This is a genomic window from Streptomyces sp. NPDC050485 (genome assembly GCF_044458185.1).
Taxonomy (GTDB): domain Bacteria; phylum Actinomycetota; class Actinomycetes; order Streptomycetales; family Streptomycetaceae; genus Streptomyces.
In genome coordinates this window covers 1-4,179 of sequence record NZ_JBITHR010000070.1, presented here as the reverse complement: position 1 = coordinate 4,179, position 4,179 = coordinate 1, and the positions used below count along the sequence as shown (strand labels likewise).

Genomic DNA, 4,179 nt, shown 5'->3' with positions numbered 1-4,179 from the left:
TATCGGTAAGTCCGGCTATCAGGACTTGCGGAATGCCTTCCGGCGGGAGAGTTCGGCAGCGTAGTCAGCTCGTGTGGAGCCTGCCTCCTTGGTCCACTTTTCGGCTCGGGAGATGTGGAGCCCGAGGAGGCGGCTGAGCACGACGGCCGGAAGCTCGGAGGAGATCTCCATCAGGGTGGTGTTGCGGGCAGGCCGAGCCCGGATGCCCAGTGCGGTGAGCTTGCGCATGAGCTGACGACTGCTGATCGGCTGCCCGCCGGCTGTGCCGGGGAAGAGCCACGGGTGATCGTCGTTGCGTCCAAGAGTTGAGTAGCCGTGCCGCTGCCTGACGAGTTCGAGCACCAGGGCATCCAGAGGCGGCGGCAGGTCGGTCGGATGCGAGCCGAGCGTCAACGTGACGTGGTCACCTTCCTGTGTGACCTGGTCGACTCGGATCCGGGAGGTCCGGCTCAGCGGCTGGGCGAACAGCAGGAGAAGAAGGCCTGCGACGCGGGTCGCGGTGTCGATCCCGTCGCCCTTCAGGAGACGGCGGACGTGGGTCCAGCGTTGATCACTTTCGATGAGGACCATCGAGGTGTCCTTGGGCGGGATCGGGATCGTGACGCGGTGTGCATGCCGGTTGCGTACTGACCAGACCAGGAAGGTCCGGGCGAGATAGCGCACCCAGAAGTCGCTGTTCAGCCAGTCGTCGATGTCGTGCTGGGTGCAGGTGGCCAGGCTCGTGCCGCGGGCCCGCAGCCATGTGACCAGCTGGATCGCGGCCTTGGTCTCTCGGCGGACGACCACGGACTGGTGTTGAGAGAGGGGCTCCTTGTCGGCGATGCGGCGAAGTCGCCGCAGGTGATGCCAGGTCGCGAAGCTGCGGACCACTTGGCGGTCGGCGGGGTCCTCGATCCGGGCGACTGCGCGGGTCAGCCAGTGCTCCAGTTGGGCGAGGTGTTCGTCGCGAGCCGGCAGGACGCCGTCGGCGGTCAGGGCCGCCCGCAGGTGTCGGACCGCTTTGGGCGGGTGCTGAACGCCGTCGAGGAGGTCGTGCGTCACGGGCCCTTTCTCGGCGGTGAGAGCCGCCAGCAGGTTCCGGGGGACGGGTCTGCGAAGCCATTGGAGAAGTGTGAGGGGATCACCTCGATGCAAGCACTGGAACACAGGCTTCAGGTCCGGTCGGACGTTGCCGTCGGGCCCGCCGAGCAGGCCGGACAGCTGCCGGTCGAGAGCGCACGAGTTGCAGAGACCGTGGTGGTAGAGCCGTTCGAGGACTCCGCACTGGACGCAGTTCCGCCGGGCGATGGGGTGCTTGTCGTAGCAGACCTGACAGATGGCTTCCCCGTCTGGCCCTCGGCCCTTGATGGGCTTGGTCTTGCCGCAGACGTGGCAGGGGACCGGGGTTATGCCGCAGCTGCCGCAGAGCGGGCTCCCGTCAGGCAGCCGGTACTTCACCTGGCGCACGTTTTGGCAGCGCGAGCACGGCTGAGGCGGCCGCAGCCGAGAGGTGCATCCTTCACAGCGGGGTGCCTCGCTGTCGGCGAAGTAGCAGGGCCGCGTGCGTCCGCAGTCCGCGCAGACGGCGACCGGTGCCCGGAAACACCGCCCGCAAAGACGCCGGGCACCCTCGCGACGAACGATCCAGACGGTCCGCCCGCAATCAGTGCAGGGCTCGTGGTTCACCGGGTCGGCGCGGGTGCAGGGGTGGCAGAGCGGCTCGCCGTCCACGGTCCTTGCCGCGACCGGCTTGTCCCGCCCGCAGCGCGAGCACGTCAGCAGGCGGAACTTCTCATAGCAGGCTCGGCAGGCTCTCCGGCCGTCCAGGACGTTCCGGAGCTTGCTGTCAGTGCCACAGAACGGACAGGGCGGCAGCACGATGTTCCGGGCGCCGCGGGCAAGCAAGTCCTCGATCAGGAGGATCAGTTTGTGCGGCCCCTGAGCCCCTTCGCCGGTCAACAGCCGGGGGTTGTTCTCCAAGGCCCATGCCAACTGGCGCTGATGCGCGGGAAGTTGACAGGTTTCTCGAACGGAGGCGGCGATTTCCTCGCGGGAAAGGCCGGGCTCGACCGCGGCAACGTGGTCGCAGACGACGTCGACGGGGTCCCGGTCGCCGGTGTCGGGATGGTGGACGCAGCGGGCCCGACCGAGATGATCGCGGCTGGCGATGTGCGCGGTCCGGCCGCAGATCACGCACGGATCCTCTTCCGCGGCCAGCTTCATCCGGCAGTAGGCGCAAATCCGCTGGTCACCGTCGAGACTGGACAGTTTGTGCTGCTTGCCGCAACGGGCGCATCGGGGCAGCACGACCCGCTTGGCGCCGATCGCCTGCAGGGCCCGTATGAGTTTCTGGACAGTGGCTGGGCCTTCCGGTCGGCCGGAGGTCAGCAACTCAGGGTCGCTGGTCAGGGCCTGAGCGAGCACGCGGTGCCGCGACTTCAGCTTGGCGGTCGAGGCGACGGCTTCACTGACCGCGTCCGGTGCGAGCTCGGGTTCGAGGGCCAGGACGATCTCGGTGATCACGGCGACCGGTTCCGTGAGGAACCGGGGAGGCTGGGCGGCGGCGTCGGACATGCGGGTCTACTCCGGAACGATCCGGGCGCGCTTGGGCCGCAGGTCGCCCAGCCCGCCGTGTCCATCGGAGGGAGAACCGCCCGCCGCCTTGCGGCGGCGCTGGGTGCCGGCGGCGGCGACCGGCTCGACCAGCTCCTCCATCGTGCAGCCGAGGATGTCGAGGAGGGCCATCAGCGTCTTCAGGCTCAGCCTCTCGGGCCGTTCCACCACGAGCCGGTAGGTCTGGCTGGGGGAGAGGTCGATGCCCCGCTCGGCCAGCAGCGGCCGCAGGTCGGTCGTGGAGAACATGCCGCGGGTCGCCATGATCTCGCGCAGATGCCAGCGGTAGTCCAACTTTGCAGTCATGTCGTATCCCTACTGGTCAGCGGTGGTGAGAGCGCGGTCGAGGACCTTCCTCATCATGGTGTTCATGAAGTCCCCACTGACCCCGGTGTAGATCGCGGTCGTGGAGGCGTAGAGGTGTCCGACCTGTTCCTGGATGAACTTCGGGTCCGCCCCGTCCTCGATGTTGTGGGTCACGTAGGAGTGCCTCAGGCAGTGCGGGGTCAGATCGGCGTCCATGCCCAGGGCGTCACGGTATTCGGCGAACCTGTCCTCGATCTCCCGGGGCTGGAGCCGGCCGCCCCGCTCGGTCAGCCAGAGGGCCAGCTTGTCGCTCGCCCGGTAGCGCGGACGGACGTTGACGAGGTAGTCCTCGACCGATTCGACCGCCCACGGCATCAGGCTCAGCACCGTCCGGCGGCGGGGCGGCGATCCCTTGGTCCGCTTCCCGTAACGGACATGTATGGACCCGAATTTGCCCAGCTCAGGAGCCTTGGGGTTCTTGTAGAAGTCGAACGTGTCCAGCCGGGACGCCTCCGTCGCGCGCAGGCCCCAGCCGTAAATGGTCTTGAACACCGTGGCGTCCCGGTAAGCCGCCAGAGCCCCCTTGCGGCCCAGCCGGATCGCCCGGTCCACCTGGCCGTCGGCGTAGTCGAACAGGGCCTGGCACTCCTCCCGGGTCATCGGGCGCCGGTCGGCGCCGCCTTCGTACTCGGTGAGATGGGCGACGGTGTTCCACTCGTGGCAGATCTGGATCGGGTGGGTGCCGAACCGTTCCTCGCAGACCTGGGCCCATTGGTAGTACGGCGAGGTGATGTAGTCGCAGAACTGCCGGATCGCACCTTGGTAGTTGCGGATCGTCGACTCGGCCCTCTCGCCCGCAGCGATCAGTTCGGTCATCCAGTCGTCGAGATCTCCCGCGGACCAGTTCCACGGGTAGGCGTTGGAGTACTCCATGAACCGGCGTACCACCCCGAGCCGGTCATTGATCGTCTTCGGCCTCAGCCTCCGCCCACCGCGCTGCTGACGCCGCCAGCCCTCCAACATCCCGTCGAAGACCGCGTCTTCGGGGTGCAGAAGGGCCACACCGTCAACCAGGACCATCCGGGCAACCGAGTCATCCGACACACCTTGAGCCACCAGCAACCCCATCCATTAGCCGCGCGAATCATGCATTACATGCAATGAGATCCGCAAAGTGGCAGGTCAGAGGCACGGCTTGAAGTTCAGGCAGGGAGGAGGAAGTATGCAGATCAGCGGATCGCCCCAGGTCGAGTCATGCATCCAATGCAATTCCCCGGGGTT

Annotated in this window: 3 protein-coding genes; all 3 read right to left on the bottom strand. The window is 67.2% G+C overall.

The genetic code is table 11. The features are described from left to right. Positions 1–18: 18 nt before the first annotated feature. Genes ACIBK6_RS42335 through ACIBK6_RS42325 form a run of 3 tightly spaced genes read right to left on the bottom strand, consistent with a single transcriptional unit; the run spans position 19 to position 3,978 of the window. The gene (locus ACIBK6_RS42335; RefSeq protein WP_399058815.1) at positions 19–2,553 is read right to left on the bottom strand and encodes a hypothetical protein; all 2,535 of its coding nucleotides are present in this window, start codon (positions 2,551–2,553) and stop codon (positions 19–21) included. A gap of 6 nt (positions 2,554–2,559) precedes the next feature. Further along, complete coding sequence (locus tag ACIBK6_RS42330) at positions 2,560–2,898, bottom strand: helix-turn-helix domain-containing protein (protein WP_399058813.1); 339 nt, start codon at positions 2,896–2,898, stop codon at positions 2,560–2,562. Positions 2,899–2,907: 9 nt separating this feature from the next. After that, positions 2,908–3,978, bottom strand: a complete 1,071-nt coding sequence (locus ACIBK6_RS42325) for a tyrosine-type recombinase/integrase (RefSeq protein WP_399058811.1) — start codon at positions 3,976–3,978, stop codon at positions 2,908–2,910. Positions 3,979–4,179 lie beyond the last annotated feature (201 nt).